The organism is Leptolyngbya sp. Cla-17, from assembly GCF_016807185.1.
GTDB lineage: Bacteria > Cyanobacteriota > Cyanobacteriia > Leptolyngbyales > Leptolyngbyaceae > ULC077BIN1.
In genome coordinates, this window is sequence record NZ_JAEVYN010000002.1 from 1,595,240 (window position 1) to 1,613,088 (window position 17,849).

Sequence of the window (17,849 nt, forward strand, 5' to 3'; positions counted from 1 at the left end):
GGATATTTTGCAATACCCATGAATAGTCTTCTGGAAGTAGTGTATTGAAAGCGTGAAATATTTTATCGATAGCAGGTGAACCATACTGGGAATATTAGATGAACATGTTTGCCTATTTGTTCATCACTGTTGTTTCAATGGCGCTTTTTTGCCATGCCTATTCAAACGGTCCCGCTCGCTACTTGTCAAAAAATTCGTCAACATATTGTCAGCGCTTTGGTGCTGCCAAATTCAGAAAATCACCCGCGATCTCTGTCTGGGATAAACGATGATGAACCGCCAGAGCCAGACTCCCTCGGCGATTTAGGCAGTTTGTTTAGCCTAGGCGGAATGCCTGAGCTAGAAACCTATACCCCCAACTGTAATGGGCAATGGTTTATTAGTGCTGCCAATCCAGGAGACGCTTTGATGAAATTGCCTGGACTGAAGCTAAAATCTGCTCTCCGGCTAGTCACCTATTTACTTCGATCGGGAACGGACGGCATGGGCATGGTTTGGGCAGTACCAGAAATGCTTAGCACCACTGCGCACCTTCAAAAAGCACTGGTTAAAGGGAGTGCCGTAGGCGTAGATGTACTTCAAATTCCTCAGCCAAATGGATCTTTATCTGATGTAATGGAGGCGCTAGCGGGCGATCGCTCACCGCTATCGTTTGTGATTGCATCCATTTTGCGACGCGAGTTAAAAGAACTAGGGGCTTTGGGAAAATCGTGCGATTGGTCACATCATCGCTTCATCAACGCATTGCCAACTCAGCGAAACTGGCAATGGCGAGTGCCAACTCCACCCAAGGATCTATCGCCCAAGGTGCTGATCTATCCAGATAATCGAGCTACCACAGAGTTTTTTACCTGCCGAATCACTGCGCCTGTGGCAATTTATCAACATGTCGATCAGTACGGAGCCAATCACTATAGAGCCAGTAGTACTAGCCGTGCGATCGCCATTCCCAAAAAAGTTTAACGAATGCAAGGGTCTGCGGAGTGTAGTCAGCTCAGTCGTTATATCTCCCCTACAAACTGCTAATTGACCTGCCACCAGCCCAAAGCAGGACCAATAAATCGAACGCCTAGCCACAAAGCAATCAGTAGCACAATTCCGCCCCAGGCTCCGCGACTACTCCATTTCACAAAGTCGCCTGCCTGATTTTTTGTTACAGGTAGCCAAGGAAGAATTCTAGGGGATTGTCCATATTCTTCGCCCAGGCTATCTTTCCGTCGTTTTGCTTCGCCCATGATCTGTTAGCCGTTTATCAACTCTATCTATCCAGTCTAAAACGATTGGTCTCAGACTTTCAGTCTAAAACAGAATAGTCTGACCGAGAAAATAAGCTGGCATCAACATAGTTGATCCGTGCCATCGGGTTCATCGCTGCAAGCACATGATGCCCATAGCTACGATGAATGACGCGGCTGTCGAGTAGGGCAACCACCCCTTGCCGTTCGCGAACTGGGGCGATCGCCCGTTGAAGTTCACTTAACGCAGTAGGCAGCAAATATAAACGAAACCAATCCTGGCGCAATTTTTTGTAATAACTGACTCGTGCAGCAACCAGCGGATCTTCAAGGGAGGGAATTGGCAGTGTAGCGATCGCCAACAGGTGGGGCGATGGTAACACCTGCTGATGCTGTCGCCAAAAATCCCACCCCGTGACTAACACCCCATTCTCATCTAAGCAAGTTCGTTCGACCTGAACCCTTGAACCAAATTCCCCTGCTAAAAGGGAGCCTACTTGTGCCTTCAGAGGCATATCGCCGACCAACAGAACCGTCAACCCTGGTGTGCCAGAGCTAACCCGGAGCAATGTATGCATTTCTTGAACTAACGCCGTTTGAAACTGCGGAGTGTTGGGCAGGGGCAGTTTTTCAGGCAAATAAAGCTGAATCAGTTCTTCTTGGCGATCAGGGGAAAACTTGAGACAGGTGACATCACCCACACCCAAACGCTGACGATAAATAGCTGCGTCTGCTTCCAAGTCTATGGCACCGCCAACCAGAACAATCGGTTGTTGCTGCCAAATCGGCTCTAGCCTTGCTGATATATCTGCTAAACCGCAATGAAGGGAAAAAGAACCCTGCTGGCGGGTCAAGGTTGCCCAAGTTAGAGCTTCTTGGCGCTGGAGGGCATCCCAAAATGCTTGCCATGGAGCGGGCAAATGAACTGGGACGACAGGGGTTTCGGAAGTAGCTGAGATCGATGGCGACAAAATTTGAAAAAAGCTTTGGAGCAAATCGTGTTCGAGCAGCTCAATTAAGTAGCAATCGTAAGGATTAGCAGGACGCCGAAAGATGGCTTTAGTCAACTGCACTCGCGTATCCCGAATCACATCGCGCTGTTCGGGGCAAGCAAGCATGAGGGCATCCCAATCAGCGGGCTGGAGGTGGTGAGTAAGCTGCGATCTCACCCAGCTTTCCAAATCGTCGGCACCATCTAAAATGGTGGGAATGCCCTGAGGAAAACGTCCTTGGGGATTGAGGCGATCGCTAAGCCACGCTTCAGGAGTCGTCAGCAGCAAGCCTTGAAAATCTCCAGCGGGAAAGCGATCGCCCGTTTGAATGGATTTAGGAAAGCGAATCCACTGGCGTAGCTGAGGAATTTCTACCATGAGTAACCGCTGCTGAACGGCTTCAGATGCTACTACTACAACCGGAGCTTGCCACATTAAAATGGGCACCAAGTAGCTGAGACGATAGCGCTCGTGATAACCAGAAAACGCACTAGTTTGAATCAGCGCACTTCGACCCAACCGCAGCGCTCGTGCCACCAACCGCGCCATCGTCAAATGATGGTGCCAATAGGGTTCACCCTGCTGCCGCAGAAAGGCGCGTAATTGCTGATGAACTTCTACCTCAATCACAAGCGATCGCTCTTCTGAAATAAGTGAACTTCAATTTTGACACATGCAGTCTTGAACATTGTGTAATTGAGTCAGGTGCCAAATTGATGACCGCAACAACTGCATTGCTTCTCAGTCTATCTTTAATAACGAGTTAACTCACCCTTCACCTTGAGGGCACGTTTATAAGACTTTTATCGTCAAAACGACGCTCTATCTCAAAGCTGCCCTGCGAACGAAATGCAGCCAAATTGTTACGACAGTTCAGTACTACCTGTAGCAGCTTGGGGCGATCGCTCTGTTTCTATTTCCTGAAAGCTATGAATAAACTCTGCCAATAGCCCAATGGTAGGTAATCCAGGTTGTTTCTCTTCGGCGGTGATCGCGAGTAGAGAATTGCCTGACTCTTGCTTTAACCGTTTGCCAAAATGAGGATTGTTGTAGATAGATAGAGATTGATTCGTAGAGGTGATTAAAGTTGTTTGAGTGGGTGACTTAAAGAATTTCACCTTAGCAAGGAGAGTGGCTAGTTCCGATGAAAACGTGATTGGCTCGGCGCTGCTTCTGATAGTATTCAACGTGCGATCAACCCAACTGCCCAAGACAGAGTCTTTTGGCTTATTACCGCCATTGGCAGATTGAAGAATATCCAATACGGCTAGTAAATTACTCTGCATATGAACGGCATCATTGAACGGGCAGATTGCTAGATAGGCCGTCATAAATAGCTGAGTATCATCTTGCATTTCAAACGTTAGCGTTGTTCTTCGTCGTCCAATCTGAATATTAGGTGGCTCCATTGGCACTTGATAGTGCGTTGCTAACTGGCGATAGGCGATCGCTAAAGCATAATGAGCCTCTTGGTCAAAGGTCGCATCCATCATTAGGCGAACCGTTGGCGGTGTCTCATGAAAAAAAGCATTCATGCTTGCGGCAGTTAGCTTATGAATTTTGCTTTGATCTCCATTGGGACTGAGATCCACCCATTCGCAAATCATCCCTTCCGTCTTAACGCCAAACCGCAACACCCCATATAATTTAGCGCCGCTGAGAGTAGCGCCACTCAAGTCGGCTCCCGCCCAATCCACATCAATTAGGCTGGCGCGGGTAAGATCTGCATGTACCAAAATAGTCCCCAAAAGATTGGCATTACTCAGGTTCACTCCCGTAAGATTGGCACCACTGAGCCTAGCTCCGCTGAGGTCTGCCCAACTTAAATCAGCTCCGCTGAGGTCTGCCCAGCGCAAATTTGCTCCACTCAGATTGACACCCTGAAGGTTTGCCCGACTCAGGGTGGCTTGGCGCAGTTCTGTATGGCTGAGGTCGGCACCGCTTAGATCAGCACTGCTCAGGTCGGCCCCATGCATATTTGCCATCGCCAGATTGGCGTTTGTAAATGTTGTCCATTTCAGGTCTGCTCGGCTCAGATTGGCATGGCTCAAATTGACATTTCTCAACTTGGCATCCTTTAAATCGGCCCCAGATAAATTGGCATAACTCAGGTTTGCCCCACTTAAATCAGCCCGTGACATTTCGGCTCGCACAAGAGACGCTTGGCGCATTTCCGCTTTGCTAAGGTCTGCTAAGGTCAAGTTGGCAACGTTAAGGTTGGCTTCATACAGGTTGGCTTTGGTCAGATTCGCGCCGCTTAGTTTTGCCACATTCAGCTTGGCTTGGCTGAGATCGACTTCGCTAAGGTTGCTGCCACACAAGTTTGCCACGGTGAGATTGGCACCCCGAAGGTTTGCTTTGCTAAGGTTAACTCCACTCAAGTTAGCTTCAGTCAGGTTTACGGCTGGAAAATTTCGTTCTCCTGTGGCGTATTGTTTTAAAATTTCCTCGGCATTCATCGGGCATTCCTCTGCAATTATCCCTGGCTGTCTTTCATCAGGATTCCCTAACCCAGCTATTTCATACTCCTAAGAACAGACTTATTCAATGGGTTCAGAGCGGATTGGGAGGCACACGGCTTTACCAATAGTGTCTGTAAGGAATAAATTTATTGTGCTTCCTAAAAATATCCGCCTTGTGAAATCGCGATCGCCCTCTTTTTATAGTAAAACCCATTAAGAAACTGCTGCAATGCTCTTAAGCATCAGTCTGCTAAAACAGTTCTGTAAATACGTTCGTCTAACAGAAAGCGATTCATGCAGTCGCGACTTAGACTCTTTTCGACAAGCGGACACCACTGATCTACTTTAAATTGCATCAACAAGACTAAGGTGCCGAGGCTGTTACCGTGGCGGTGTTATTGAATTACCATTTGATGGGGATTTCTAGCAGATGATAGGCACATTTAACTATTTTCCTCACAGACCTTTAAATGTACTTGACCTTCGTCGACTGCCCTTCTAATGTAATTTCACATATTGAGAGGAGAATACTATGAACTTTGTGGTTCCATTTATTATTGGTGCTATTGTTACGGCGATCGCCCTGCTATTGATTTCTAAAATTCCTTTCTTGGGGATTGAGATAGATAGCGTTGGTAAGGCATTGCTGGCTGGAGCTGTATTTGGCTTATTAAACTGGGGTTTGGGCTGGCTGGGTGGCTCTAGTATTCTCAATATTGCCACCTTGGGACTTTTGTGGTTGGTGATCAACACAATCATTTTTGGCTTGGCTGCCTGGTTAATTGAAGGTTTCCGTTTACGGCAGGGCATCATTAGCGCAATTTTGGGGGCGATCGCACTCACTTTTATCAACTCGGTGCTGTATAAAATATTGGGATTAGTTTTTCCGGGTATTGTTCCAACAATTTAATTTAGAAAGCTACGTTTGAGACAAGAGATTTCAACGTGACAGATACAGCAATACCGCTGCGCGATTTCCCTTTCTTGCAGCGGTATTGCTGTATTTTTTAGCAATTGTTTAATTGCATAATTTTGGTGGCGTAGCCCTCGGTTTGAAAAATATATAGTTTATGGATCAGGCGATCGCTGCGCTGTTGCCTATTGAACCGCAAGTGGTAAGGCAATGTAGGCAACCTGAAGACGCCTGAAATAAGGGCGATCGCTTGTCCTTGTATTAAAACGCTAATAAATTTCGGACTCCACAAAATTTGGTAGCTTTTCAAAGGTTGATGGCTGAGAGGATGTTCCAAAACTGTAACCAGACTCTATCTATGAGTCTGCCGATGCCAAAGTAACTATATACGAACAATCTAATTAATCTGTGAGGAGATTACTCAATGAAATTACCCATACTTGCCGCTCAAAAATTAGTCTGGCGATCTTGGAAGCCTTTGACAATCACGTTTGGAATTATGAGTCTAAGCTTGATCCCACCTGCGATTGCTCAAGAAAAACTGACGCGAACCTTGACTGTTAGCGGGCGCGGTACCGAATTTGTTCAAACGACGTTGACTCAGGTGCGGCTGGGGGTGGAAGCTCAAGGAAAAACTGCCAATGAGGTCCAACAAGTTGTTGCTCAGCGCTCCAATGCTGTAGTCAATTTGCTGCGATCACGCAAGGTTGAAAAGCTAGAAACCACTGGAATCAACTTGAATCCTACCTATCGCTATGACAATGGCAACCAGACCCTAACGGGATACAGTGCCAGCAACATCGTTAGTTTTCGGGTAGAAACGTCAAAAGCTGGGGCGCTACTGGACGATGCTGTGAAAGTGGGTGCAACGCGGGTGGATGGGGTGAGCTTTGTTGCGACTGAGGGCGCGATCGCAGGTGCCCAAAAAATCGCCCTGAAAGAAGCCACCCAGGATGCTCAAGCTCAAGCGGATGCAGTGTTGGGCGTGCTGAATCTGACCCGTAAAGATATTGTCGGCATTCAAATCAATGGTGCTGTTACGCCGCCGCCACGTCCGCTGAGTGGAGACAGAATGGAACTGAAAGCAGCCGCATCTCCCAGCCCTGTAATCGGTGGAGAGCAAGAGATTGAGGCTTCAGTAACATTGCAAATTAGTTACTAAAATGCGATGTGCAACTCGTGATGCGCAGTTAATCCATCCTCAGACACCCTTTCTTTTCAGAGGAAGGGCTGTCGGACATATTGAGTGCCCTCTCCCAATGGGAGAGGGCTTCGGTGAGCGTTGTTCGATTGAGCGTTCATGCTGGAGTCAATCGAACGGTGAGGGCAGCTTTAGCGAGCGACCTAGTTCTCGTTCCTACGCATTATCTAAGGCTGCAATTCCAGGCAATTCTTTGCCTTCCAGCAGTTCTAAACTAGCGCCGCCGCCCGTGGAAATATGGCTCATTTGCTCGGCTAATCCTGCTTTTTCAACGGCTGCAACCGAGTCGCCACCGCCGATGATGGTGGTAGTGCCCGTTTTGGTTAGCCCTGCCAACGTTTGAGCGATCGCGTCTGTGCCCACGGCAAACTTAGGAAACTCAAATACGCCCATTGGGCCATTCCAAATCACTGTTTTCACATCTCCCAGCGCAGCTTGGAATACCTTCACCGAATCAGGACCGATATCTAATCCCATCCAGCCATCGGGAATGCTTTCCACGCTCACCGTTTGAGAGTCTGCATCCGGCGCAAACTTATCAGCAATGACCACATCGGTAGGCAGGAGCAATTCCACACCCTTTTCCTTGGCTTTTGCTTCTAGCGTTTTCGCCAACTCCAAAAACTCTTCTTCCACCAATGATTTACCCACGCTTAAACCGCGAGCCTTGTAGAAGGTAAAAATCATGCCGCCGCCAATAAATAGCTTATTTACCTTGTCTAGCAGCGCTTCGATTACCGTAATCTTGCTGGAAACTTTGGAGCCACCGATGATTGCCGCAAGGGGACGAACCGGAGCATCCACCGCCGCCTGCAAATACTTCAGTTCTTTCTCAATCAAGAACCCGGCGACTGATGGCTTCAGGTAATGGGTGACCCCTTCGGTGGAGGCGTGGGCGCGGTGAGCAGTACCAAATGCATCATTCACATATAAGTCAGCGATCGCGGCAAGCTGTTTAGCAAATTCCGGTGTGTTTTTCTCTTCTTCAGGATGGAAGCGAACATTTTCTAGTAACAACACATCGCCATTGTTCATTGCTGCAACTTTTGCTGCAACATCATCACCAATACAATCATCGGTTTTGACAACGGGTTTGCCAAGCACTTCTGCAAGGCGATCTCCCACGGGATTCAGCCGAAATTTGTCAGTCACACGAGCAGCAAAATCATCGCCTTTGGGACGACCAAAATGACTGACCAAAATCACTTTGGCATCGTTTGAAGTGAGATGTTGAATAGTAGGCAGCGCCGCACGAATGCGCGTGTCGTCTGTAATTTTGCCTTGATCATCGACAGGCACGTTAAAATCTACTCGAACTAAAACGCGCTTGCCAGATAAATCAGCGGACGATAAGTTTGCTAAAGTCTTTTTGGACACCGAACCAACCTCCTGAATGAGTCTTCTGCTCAACCCATATTTTTTCATGATTTGGGACACTCAGAGGAGGAAGTGAAGGATTAGGGATTAGAGTTTAGGTGTCAGGTGTTGGGTATTCAGGGTCAGGAAAAAGCTACCCAAACCGCTATGGGCCTTTCATTGCCTGCCCTTCACCCCTTTAATTTTTGCATCTTTAATTTTTGGAGACTACAAAAATGTTTGAGACTGTGCTTTTTCCGATTGATCAGAGTCGTGAATCCCGACAGGCAGCAGAAACCGTGGCGCAGGTCGTGAATTTTCATAAGAGCCGCTTGATTATTTTGTCGGTTGTGGAGGAGCCAGAAGCAGGTGGTTCAGAGGTAATGTCTTCGCCAGAAGCGATCGCGGAACTATTGGAAAGCGCCAAAGCCATGTTCTCTCAACAAGGCATTCAATCGGAAGTGGTAGAACGGCAAGGAAAACCGGCTTTTACCATTTGCGATGTGGCGGATGAAATTGAAGCTGATCTGATTGTGATGGGCTGCCGTGGCATTGGGCTAACCGAGGAAGGCGCAGCCGACAGCGTGACCAACCGAGTGATTAACTTGTCTCCCTGCCCGGTGCTAATCGTGCCCTGAGTAGGGTGAGGCGTTGAGTTTTCAAACTGCTAATTTTGCGATCGCACTAATCATAAAAACTAACCTGCTTACGGTTCGTGTGCTTTCATCTTTCTGTAACATCTAGCCCTGCCCCGTGATCCCTAACGCCGATTCCCTGCCATACCTGCTATCCTTGGCTGTGAAATTCTTGAGGCAACAGTCATGGCTTGGCAGCGCCCCGATGGTCGGCAGGCAGATCAGCTCCGTCCAGTTAGTTTTGAGCGACAATTCACCCGATTTGCGGCGGGGTCTGTGTTGGCAAGGTGTGGAGATACTCAGGTGCTATGCACAGCAACGATTCAACCCAAAGTTCCCAAATTTTTGACTGGGCAGGGGAAAGGTTGGCTGACAGCGGAATATCGGATGCTGCCTACGGCGACGAGCGATCGCCAAGAGCGAGAGTTTATGCGCCTATCAGGACGAACCCAGGAAATTCAGCGGTTAGTAGGGCGAAGCCTGCGATCAACATTGGATATGGATGCATTGGGAGAGCGCACCATCATTATCGATACGGATGTGCTGCAAGCGGATGCCGGAACTCGCACCATGGCAATTACAGGCGGTTTTGTGGCACTCAAAGATGCGATCGATCAGCTAGTGCAAACGGGTGAACTAGAGCGATCGCCCCTAATCCATCAAGTCGCTGCTATTTCTGTAGGCTTGCTCAACGACGAACTGCTGCTTGACTTGAAATATGAGGAAGATGTGGCTGCTGACACTGACCTTAACGTCGTCATGAATGAAAAGCTGAACTTGATCGAAGTGCAAGGCACCGCAGAAGCAGGTTCTTTCAGCCGGATACAGCTTAACCAAATTTTAGATCTTGCAGAACTCGGCATTAAACAACTGTTAGAGTTTCAGCAGCAAGCCTTTGCCTAAGTAAGAAATGCAAAGTGCAAAGTACGGAGTACAAAAATCGCTTTTCGCTCAAATGCAGTGTTCTTAAACTCAACTTAAAACTTTTTACTAACTCTCGATCTGTTTCAATATTAGTGTTTGTGTTGTTATGCATAGATGAGTTAACTTCAGTTAAAACAGCTAGCCTTTTATGCTGTTGATGCTATTCTTTGAATAGGCACAGAGAGTAACTACAAACACTCTTTAACCCATCGGCTTTTGAGCCTGTGCCTCCTCTCTAAAAGCCACTGCGCCCCTAGTGAGATAGACAGGTTGTTCATTGTTTTTCTCATATTGCTCCACTTTTCGTGATCTAAGAGTCACGTCTTTTATCCGATTTATATCGGACTGTTCTTACTGGAATTTCACAACTGATTGCATTTCACCTATCAGTTTTTCCAAAAAGGAGGGACGAAATAAGATATTTCTCGCTGGTTTGGCGTAGGATTTTTGTAAACCCTTAGTTGCTAAATTTATTTTGATATTTCCTGATAGCCTGACAGCCTTTCTGTCGGGCTTGACCAGTTTAAAGGGGAAAGTAGTTTTTGCGACTTGATTATATGGTTTTGTTTCCTTAGTTTCGATTTGTTCAAATCAGTTTTTATACTAAAAGTGTGGCATTTTAGGATGTTTATGAATACGCTTTCTTATCCTTCTTCGCAGCGATCGCCATGGAAGGTTGCACTCTTTTTAACCTTAGCGTTTTGGCTGAGTATTAGTCTCATGCTGGATGGCATTGTTATGCCCAGTCTCTACGTTTCTGGCATGATGACTAGCCCTGATTTTGCAACAGCAGGTTACTCCTTATTCTGGATTTTTAATCGCGTTGAATTGCTGTGCGCTGCTGTTATTTTTACCAGCGTTTTAATGTCTCGATATGTTTGTCATCCATTCTATCGTCCTGGGTTTTTAAGCATTATCCTTTCAGTCGTATTACTCACTATTTCGTTGATTGATACCTATGGTCTAACCCCTCAAATGGGTGCTTTAGGAATTAGTCTTAACTGGTTAAATCCTTCCACTGAAATATCTGTGGAAATGAATCAGCTTCATGCAGGATACTGGCTACTAGAAATGCTGAAAATTGCGGCGAGTGCTGCGCTGCTTTGGACATACATTCGCTGGTCGGTGATAGTTACCCAAGATTAACGGTTTGATGCTTTGAGTGATCGCCCTTCACATTCTTCTCCTACTCCAACGCCTTTTATCCAGGTAAATCAGGCGATCGCTACCCTTGTTAGCCACAAACAGGCTTGGGTGCAAACATCGATTTCAGACCGCATCGCCTACCTACGTCAATGTGTAGATAGGGTGATGACGGTGGCGGAGCCTTGGGCGATCGCAGCAAATATTGCTAAAGGTATCGATCCACAGTCAGCGTTGGCAGGGGAAGACTGGCTCACGGGACCCGTGGCAATTTTACTGACCTTGCAAGGGCTAATTAAAACTTTAGAAGCCAACGGACAACTAAAGCCACCTGAGATCGCCCGTCGTGCTGATGGGCAGTGGGTGGCTCAGGTGTTTCCCGATAATTTGCTAGATCAATTAATGTGGTTGGGTTTTCAGGGAGAAGTGTGGATAGAACCGGATCAGCCTGCCACGCAAGGACAAATTTATCGGAAAATCGCGCAGTCCAATCTCCAGCATGGTGCAGTATCGCTTGTGCTGGGCGCAGGAAATGTTTCAGCGATCTCCGCATTAGATAGCCTACATAAACTGTTTGCCGAGAATCAAGTAGTCTTACTAAAAATGAACCCAGTCAACGCTTACGGGGGTGAATTTTTAGAAAAAGCCTTGCATCCATTGATTCAAGCGGGCTTTCTGGCAGTAGTGTATGGCGATGCGGAATTAGGAGGCTACCTGTGCCAACATGCGCAGATTGAAGCGATTCACATCACTGGATCGCACCATACCCACGACGCGATCGTCTGGGGCAGCACCCCAGAGGAACAACAGCAACGCAGGGCGGCTCAAAATCCCATCCTCACTAAACCCATCACCTCCGAGTTGGGATGCGTCACTCCTATTTTGATCGTCCCCGGAATCTGGTCTGTGGGGGATATTGCCTTTCAAGCTCGCCAGGTTGCTAGCATGGTTACCCACAATGCCAGCTTTAACTGTGTCGCGGCAAAAGTCGTGATTACTGCTAGTGGTTGGCCGCAACGAGACGAGTTTTTGCACTACTTGCACCAGGCTCTCGCCGCCATTCCACCGCGCAAAGCCTATTATCCCGGTGCCCACGATCGCTATCAGGCATTTTTGGCGCACTATCCCCAAGCGACCGCTTTGGGAACCTGCATCGAAGACAGCATTCCCTGGACAGTGATTCCCGCTGTACCGCCTCACGCGGATGAATATGCTTTGAGAACAGAAGCCTTTTGCGGTGTGCTGGCAGAAGTCACCTTGGAAGCCACCGATGCCAAGGATTTTCTGGCAAAAGCCATCCCCTTTGTAAATGAATCAGTCTGGGGTAATTTATCCTGTGTGCTGCTAGTTGATTCGAATACACAACGACGCTACAAACCGGAGCTATATAAAGCGATCGCCCAGTTAAAGTATGGTGCGATCGGCATTAATGTTTGGACAGGGATGATGTTCATGTTGGCAGGTGCAACTTGGGGCGCATTTCCCGGCAATTCTCTAGATGATGTTCGCTCTGGACGCGGCATCGTTCATAATGCCTACCTGTTTGATCATCCCCAAAAAACCGTACTGCGCGCTCCCTTTCGGATTTTCCCTACCCCTACTTGGTTCGCCGACCACAAAAATCTACGCCAAGTTGCTAAGCACTATGCCAATTTAATCGCCAATCCTAGCTTAGGCAAATTTCTTCGCGTGATACTGGCAGCACTGAAAGGCTAAGTGCTGCGATCTGCGTCAACTGGCACATTGTCATCGCGCAGTAGACCAACAAGATAGTGTGATTCATTTAGCAGCCCACACCGGTGGCATTAGGCTGAATCGAAAGAAACCAGCCGAACTCTATACTGGTTTGTGAACTGATGGAGTTTCGCGGCCCAATGGCTTGGGAAATGGAGCAACCCAATGGACAGCCCCGACGCTGCTTGAACATTAATTGCGCCAAAACTGCTTTCAATTTAATTGCCGAAACCAATCTTCGCTATGGCTTGAAAGCGACAATTGACTGGTATCGGCAAAATGCAAGCTAAGCAGTGTGAAATGAAAACTTAAGATGCAACAAACCGGGAATAGTTAAACGCCAATAATTCTGCCATCAGTTTTTAGCAGTTCAGCGATCGCCTGCCCTTCTATAGGCGGATGAGATGGCGGTTCTTGACGGCGATCGGTGATCAGCCAGTCTAAAGATGCCGCCTGTAGATCAATCGTGGCTCCTGTCTTATCTACACAATAGCGACCATAGACTAACTTATTCTCCAGCCGCACACCCGATCCCAAACGAGAATAGTCAAAAATTACGCTATTCTCCACAATTGCTCCATTGCAAATCCAGCAGTTTGGACCAATCATTGTTGGACCAATAATCGTTGCACCGTCTTCAATATGGGTCATGCCACCAATGTAAACCGGACCTTGAATGTTGACTTTATCTAAATTAATCGCAACGTTTAACCCCGCATATACTCCCGGCGCAATTTCACGTCCAGGGATTTGCACATTTTTCACTTCTCCTAACAGGACCGACCGAATTGCCTGCCAGTAGTCGGGCACTTTTCCAATATCGACCCATTCAAAATCCATGGGAATGGCGTAAAAAGGAGCGCCTATTTCCACTAGTTTCGGAAAAAGCTGACCACCAATGTCAAACTCCACCTCAGAGGGAATGTAATCCAGCACTTCGGGTTCAAAAATATAGATTCCCGTGTTGATGTTGGTGCTGAGCGCATCTTCAACCTTTGGCTTTTCCTGAAAAGCTTTGATTTTACCGTCTTCATCGGTCACTACAACTCCGTAGCTAGATACCTCCTCGCGGGGAACGGTTTTGGTGATGATTGTGGCGATCGACCCTTTCTCCTTGTGCCATTTCACGGCAGCTGTCAGGTCCAAATCAATCAGTGCATCACCGCACAGCACCACAAACGTATCGTCAAAAAAAGGAGAAAAATCTTGAATTCGGCGCATTCCTCCAGCCGATCCAATGGCTTTTCCCTGCAATTCACCGTTTTGGTCAATATAGCCTTCAAACGAGTAAGCAATTTGTACGCCAAACCGTTGCCCATCTCGAAAATATCCTTCGATTTCATGGGCTAAATGGCTAACATTTACCATGATCTGGTCAAACCCGTGCTGCCGCAATAGTTCTAACAAAAACTCCATCACTGGTTTTTGCAAGATCGGAATCATTGGCTTGGGAATCGTGTAGGTAATCGGACGAACACGTGTACCTTTGCCCGCCGCCAAAATCATGGCTTTCATAATACTCCTCTCAATCCTCAGCCCTTAAATTTTAACCGTCTAATCACCTAAATGCTTCATCAATGAAGCATTGTAGAACGTGAGATGCCCTTGTTTCCACCTAAGCTAACCCATCTGTAGGAAGGATGTCAGCATTAAAGGTGAAGGGGCGAACTTTTAGATCTTGATAAAATTCTTCCTGAGAAAGCTCCACCTTGGATTGGGCTGAGAGCAACAGCAACGCCCAAAAGATGCCAACCCGATCGCGCTTGGGAGGATGCGGATCATCAGACTGCTGATTGGCAGGGGGTTGAGCCTGCGCCCAGAGGTCTAACAGTAGTTCAAAATCGAGCCAGCCTTGAGAGATGAGGGTAGTAGCGTGTTCGTCAAAAAACTGCTCTAGAGTTGCCGCCATTTCAGACAGGTTTTCTTGGTGGGCAAGTTGAGCGATCGCCCGTACTGCTTGCGAACGAGACTGAATGGCTGGACGTTGAAAGCGTTTCCGAGGAGATGGATCTTCTAAAGCTTTGGCGATCGTGCGTAACTGCTCAATTAAATCAGTTAGGGTAACTCGACGACGTTGGGGTGGTTGAGCAACGGCACGGCGACGAATCCGGCGCTCTAAATGAGGCGGCAAGCCACTGCTGGTATCTTCTAGCATCACTTCATCTTCTGGGTCACTCTCTTCATTGAGCGTTGGGTCGGCCTGGATGAGATTATCGGCTTTTAGCAACACCAGCATGGAAGCATACAAAAAAGCCTGTCCCGAAGAAGACAGACTTTTTTCGTAGGGTTCTTGCCCACTGACAACCGATGGTAGTTGATTGAGAAAGCGATCAATCACCTCAATCACTTTCACATCCCAAGGGTCAATTTCCCCTTGTTCTGCCATATCGATCAAGAGGGCGATCGCATCCTCAGCTAAAGAAACGGTCATGAATTATAACGACCTATCGAAGAGAGATTCGCACAAACCAGAAGGCAGCCATCAAAATGAAGCTAAACAGCACTAAGGGCACCCACAAACTCCACAAATTCAATGGAGTAATGAAATCAACAGCCGACATGGTTGAATCCTAGCCTATGAAACAGCGATCGCAATTGTTCCGTTAAAAGTCTAATGACTCTTTACCATAAGCCATCAGTTAAGCTCTGCAAACGGGACTAACTCACGAATTCAGCTTCAGTTGTTTGAGAATCAGATTGAGCCGCTGGCAACAGGCGCTGCTGCTCAATTTCGGCTTTATAATGCTCTACATCTTTTTCTAGGGCTTGAATCCGGTCTTCACGAACACGGATGTCCTTACCGACTTCGACCATGCGTTGCAGCCGAGTCCACACGCTAAACACCCATGCCAACACTGCCCCAATTCCCATTGCCAAAATCAACTCAATCGACAAAGGTGCCTGGAACTGAATATCTTTAACGATGCGAATGGGCACAAGCTCAGTATTTTCAATGCCAAACAGAACCAATGCAAGGCAAATCACAAAAATGATGACAAAGTTAACTTGTTTCATGTGTCTTAGATGTTTAATTTCACTCAATCCTGCTGATAAAAGTTTTACCAGAGACAGGTAGCAAATGTTTGAGATTGATCAATTCTTTAAAGCGCGGTGAAATGGCGAATGGCGATTAAAGAACTCACAACTTTACCCTTTGCACTGTGCACTCCGCCCTTATCCTCCAGTTTCCACTTGACCATTTTTGCTCTTTCCTTGAAGTGACAGTGCAGAATTGTCATGCATGGCATCTAGAGTGCCTTTAATGGTTCCGGCGATCGGAACAGCGACGACAATGCCTAGAAAACCAGCAATCTGCAACCCGATGAGCAGAGCAATAAAAATCCAGATGGGATTGAGCCCGGTAAAATCGCCCAGTAGTTTGGGGGCGAGGATGTTATCCCGAACTTGTTGCAAAATTGTGGCAGCGATCGCCACCTGAACCATCAGCCAAGGGTCTTGCAGCAGCAGCAGTAGCAGCACCGATCCAATTCCCAGTGCCGGACCCACCAAAGGAATAATTTCAGAAATCCCAATTAGTACCACAAACAGCAAAGCAAACGGCACTTGTAGGGCAATAAAAATAGGCAGCAGCGCCACCATCATGAACACTGCTAGCAAAATTTGGCTAATAAAAAAATTATGAAAGTTATTCTGTAGCGAGTTGCCGATCGCGACCCCGTACTGCTGAGGCAAACGATTAATTGCGCCTCGCCAGAGACGATTGCCATCCAACAGCATGTAAAACGCCAAAACCAACACAAAAGTACTGTTTAACGCCCAATTCAACGTTCCTAATGCCAACCCTACCGCCTGCTGTGCCAACGGATTTAACTGGTTTTGAATTTGATCGTTAATCCGCTGACTAAACCCTTGTAGATCTAATGGTAGATTGCGTTGTTTTGCCATAAGGTCTAGCGTCTGCAAGTTTTTGGCACTCGCTTGCAGCCAATTTGGAATTCGATTGAGAAGCTGAGTTGTTTGATCCACAATGACGGGTAACAATGTCACGCCTGCAATCACTAGAACCGTAACCGTTAGAAACAAAACAATTGTGACTGCTTGGCTACGCGAAAGGCGGATTTTCTGAAATAACCGCACGGGATAATTCAGCAAAAATGCCAGGATTGCTGAAGCAACTAGGAGAGTAATCAGCCCTTCAAAGTAGCGAAACACTTGGGTGATTAGCCAAATGTTTAAAGCCACAACAGGACCAGTCAAACCTAGAGTTAGAATGCGTTGCAGGTCAGGAAAACGTCGCATTAGAGCGCTAATTGAAAGGGCAAGAGAAAGCTGGAGTAAGGCTAATGGGAGGCTTGCTGAGGCGGTGGATTTAGGATGTCAGACGTTTGAGGATATTTGAGAAATCTGCCTAAAAGCACGAAAAGCAGGATAGCAATGCTTCCCAAACCGATGAAGTTGGGCATCCAGAAGGTCGTATCTACTAAGTTTTCTTCACCGGGGATCAACGCCCAAATGAGTTTCTTTCCATCCTTCAGCGATCGCGGCTTGAGGGTGGTCGGATCGGCATTATTGCGAGATCCCCAGGGTGTGTCTAACTTAAATTCAAGGTTAATCAAGGACGTAGGGCTGACCAATACATCACCAGCGACAGAACGGACACCGAGCGATCGCAAATCAATGTCATACCGTAATCGATTGCGCTCTACTAAGATGAAATTGCTGCGTTGAATAGCTAAATGCCCAGTGATAGCCGGAATACCGCTGTTGGGTTCGATCAGCGCAGACTGACCCAAACCGTTATAAAACTGATTAAACTTTTTCTCCAGGTCAGCGCTGCTGCTAAAGGGAATGACCACTTCAAGTCCGTTAGGGTCGCGCTGTAGTCTCCCTCCCAGCTTCTGCGTGGTTTGCTCAATCGCTTTAATCCAGTGCTGCTGCAATTCACTAGTGAGTGTTTGCAGTCGATCGCTTTGGATATGCTGCACAAACTCCCCTTGGTTGGGGCTGCGATAGTGGATTGCCATGTCGTAGTCAATGCAGCCAGACAGCGAGATAGACAGAAGCAATGGGAGGCAGCTAGCCCGAATGATTGATAACGTTGTCGCAATTCCCGCAGGGAGTTTTGTGGAAAGCTTCGCTAACGTTTCACGAATCGCTGTTCCCATGCGTTGAACCAAAAGAACTGAGAAAAAGCTTAACCATTTTTTTATTTGCACGGGCAGTTCTCCGGTTGCTGACTGATGCAGTGCGATCGCTTACTTCGGCGTATTTTACTCTGAACCCCAAAAATTGA

The 17,849-nt window shown here is 47.3% G+C and carries 17 protein-coding genes; 8 read left to right on the plus strand and 9 right to left on the minus strand.

Features of this window, described 5'->3' with window-relative positions; genetic code table 11:
* Window positions 1-153 precede the first annotated feature (153 nt).
* Window positions 154-963 carry a hypothetical protein gene (locus JOY44_RS18475; RefSeq protein ID WP_171575047.1) on the plus strand — a complete coding sequence of 270 codons (810 nt, stop codon included), beginning with the start codon at window positions 154-156 and terminating at the stop codon, window positions 961-963.
* A 59-nt stretch (window positions 964-1,022) separates the two neighbouring features.
* Here the strand turns inward: JOY44_RS18475 and JOY44_RS18480 are convergent, their stop codons facing one another.
* The 3 genes from JOY44_RS18480 to JOY44_RS18490 all read right to left on the minus strand — a co-directional run bounded on the left by JOY44_RS18480 (window position 1,023) and on the right by JOY44_RS18490 (window position 4,686).
* Window positions 1,023-1,235: a DUF2839 domain-containing protein gene (locus JOY44_RS18480; protein ID WP_171575048.1), complete on the minus strand. Its 213-nt coding sequence runs from the start codon at window positions 1,233-1,235 to the stop codon at window positions 1,023-1,025.
* A gap of 59 nt (window positions 1,236-1,294) precedes the next feature.
* Window positions 1,295-2,857 (minus strand): helicase C-terminal domain-containing protein, encoded by a 1,563-nt coding sequence (locus JOY44_RS18485; RefSeq protein WP_171575049.1) that lies wholly within the window; start codon window positions 2,855-2,857, stop codon window positions 1,295-1,297.
* Between the two features lie 233 nt (window positions 2,858-3,090).
* Window positions 3,091-4,686, minus strand: coding sequence for a pentapeptide repeat-containing protein (locus tag JOY44_RS18490; RefSeq protein WP_171575050.1), 1,596 nt, complete (start codon window positions 4,684-4,686; stop codon window positions 3,091-3,093).
* Between the two features lie 535 nt (window positions 4,687-5,221).
* Between JOY44_RS18490 and JOY44_RS18495 the strand changes: the two genes are divergently transcribed.
* Both JOY44_RS18495 and JOY44_RS18500 read left to right on the plus strand, forming a co-directional pair.
* Window positions 5,222-5,599 carry a phage holin family protein gene (locus JOY44_RS18495; RefSeq protein WP_197985558.1) on the plus strand — a complete coding sequence of 126 codons (378 nt, stop codon included), beginning with the start codon at window positions 5,222-5,224 and terminating at the stop codon, window positions 5,597-5,599.
* A gap of 427 nt (window positions 5,600-6,026) precedes the next feature.
* Window positions 6,027-6,764, plus strand: coding sequence for an SIMPL domain-containing protein (locus JOY44_RS18500; protein ID WP_171575052.1), 738 nt, complete (start codon window positions 6,027-6,029; stop codon window positions 6,762-6,764).
* A 195-nt stretch (window positions 6,765-6,959) separates the two neighbouring features.
* Here JOY44_RS18500 and JOY44_RS18505 read toward each other — a convergent pair whose 3' ends face one another.
* Window positions 6,960-8,180, minus strand: coding sequence for a phosphoglycerate kinase (locus JOY44_RS18505; protein ID WP_171576105.1), 1,221 nt, complete (start codon window positions 8,178-8,180; stop codon window positions 6,960-6,962).
* A gap of 215 nt (window positions 8,181-8,395) precedes the next feature.
* On the opposite strand from JOY44_RS18505, the gene JOY44_RS18510 reads away from it, so the two are divergent.
* From JOY44_RS18510 to JOY44_RS18530, 5 genes are all read left to right on the plus strand, one after another.
* Window positions 8,396-8,797, plus strand: coding sequence for a universal stress protein (locus tag JOY44_RS18510; protein WP_171575053.1), 402 nt, complete (start codon window positions 8,396-8,398; stop codon window positions 8,795-8,797).
* A 183-nt stretch (window positions 8,798-8,980) separates the two neighbouring features.
* Window positions 8,981-9,697: a ribonuclease PH gene (gene rph, locus JOY44_RS18515; RefSeq protein WP_171575054.1), complete on the plus strand. Its 717-nt coding sequence runs from the start codon at window positions 8,981-8,983 to the stop codon at window positions 9,695-9,697.
* A gap of 651 nt (window positions 9,698-10,348) precedes the next feature.
* Window positions 10,349-10,864: a DUF4149 domain-containing protein gene (locus JOY44_RS18520; protein WP_171575055.1), complete on the plus strand. Its 516-nt coding sequence runs from the start codon at window positions 10,349-10,351 to the stop codon at window positions 10,862-10,864.
* A 12-nt stretch (window positions 10,865-10,876) separates the two neighbouring features.
* A complete protein-coding gene (locus JOY44_RS18525; RefSeq protein ID WP_171575056.1) occupies window positions 10,877-12,577 on the plus strand; it encodes an aldehyde dehydrogenase family protein in 1,701 nt (566 codons plus the stop codon).
* A 140-nt stretch (window positions 12,578-12,717) separates the two neighbouring features.
* On the plus strand, window positions 12,718-12,885 hold the full coding sequence (locus JOY44_RS18530) for a hypothetical protein (RefSeq protein WP_171575057.1): 168 nt from the start codon (window positions 12,718-12,720) through the stop codon (window positions 12,883-12,885).
* Between the two features lie 43 nt (window positions 12,886-12,928).
* On the opposite strand, the gene JOY44_RS18535 is transcribed toward JOY44_RS18530, so the two are convergent.
* The 5 genes from JOY44_RS18535 to JOY44_RS18555 all read right to left on the minus strand — a co-directional run bounded on the left by JOY44_RS18535 (window position 12,929) and on the right by JOY44_RS18555 (window position 17,772).
* Window positions 12,929-14,110 carry a sugar phosphate nucleotidyltransferase gene (locus JOY44_RS18535; RefSeq protein ID WP_171575058.1) on the minus strand — a complete coding sequence of 394 codons (1,182 nt, stop codon included), beginning with the start codon at window positions 14,108-14,110 and terminating at the stop codon, window positions 12,929-12,931.
* Between the two features lie 100 nt (window positions 14,111-14,210).
* Entirely contained in the window at window positions 14,211-15,026 is an 816-nt protein-coding gene (locus tag JOY44_RS18540; RefSeq protein WP_171575059.1) for a segregation/condensation protein A, read from the minus strand.
* Between the two features lie 227 nt (window positions 15,027-15,253).
* On the minus strand, window positions 15,254-15,610 hold the full coding sequence (locus tag JOY44_RS18545; RefSeq protein WP_171575060.1) for a LapA family protein: 357 nt from the start codon (window positions 15,608-15,610) through the stop codon (window positions 15,254-15,256).
* A gap of 159 nt (window positions 15,611-15,769) precedes the next feature.
* Window positions 15,770-16,813, minus strand: a complete 1,044-nt coding sequence (locus JOY44_RS18550) for an AI-2E family transporter (RefSeq protein WP_242541805.1) — start codon at window positions 16,811-16,813, stop codon at window positions 15,770-15,772.
* 83 nt (window positions 16,814-16,896) lie between these two features.
* Window positions 16,897-17,772: a DUF3153 domain-containing protein gene (locus JOY44_RS18555; RefSeq protein ID WP_171575062.1), complete on the minus strand. Its 876-nt coding sequence runs from the start codon at window positions 17,770-17,772 to the stop codon at window positions 16,897-16,899.
* Between the last annotated feature and the right edge of the window lie 77 nt (window positions 17,773-17,849).